Annotated in this window: 1 protein-coding gene; it reads left to right on the forward strand. The window is 44.5% G+C overall.

All coding sequences use genetic code 11. The features are described 5' to 3' along the window. Positions 1-110: 110 nt before the first annotated feature. The coding region (locus TMES_RS22065) for an OsmC family protein (protein ID WP_085586601.1) at positions 111-474 on the forward strand (364 nt) is incomplete at its 3' end.

Below are 474 nucleotides of genomic sequence, written 5' to 3' on the forward strand. Positions count from 1 at the left end.
GCCGATAACCTTTTTGCCAAGGATATTTGTAGGCGATAAGATAAGGTTGTCGCATACGGCTATTGTGCTTGGTGTGTAATTTGATTAATTATCAGGTTTGAGGAGAAGATATGTCTCAACATATTGCTGAAATTAGCTGGGAAAAAGATACTCACACTGATGACGCTTCTACCTACTCACGCAATCACGTTGCTCGGTTTGAAGGACAACAGAAATTAAACATTTCTGCCGGAGTTGAATACAAGGGCGATGCATTATGTGCGGATCCTGAGCAGCTTTTGGTCACTGCCGCCGCTAGCTGTCACATGCTTTTTTTCTTGGCAATCGCTGAGCAACAGGGATTCCTTCCCGAGTCCTACAGCGATACTCCTGTAGGTTACCTTGAGAAAACCGATGGAGGCGGGTTGGAAGTCACCTTGATTAAGCTTTATCCAAAAATTGTATTTTCTGGAGAACACCAGCCTGGTGAAAGCG

The organism is Thalassospira mesophila (assembly GCF_002115755.1).
GTDB classification, from domain to species: domain Bacteria; phylum Pseudomonadota; class Alphaproteobacteria; order Rhodospirillales; family Thalassospiraceae; genus Thalassospira; species Thalassospira mesophila.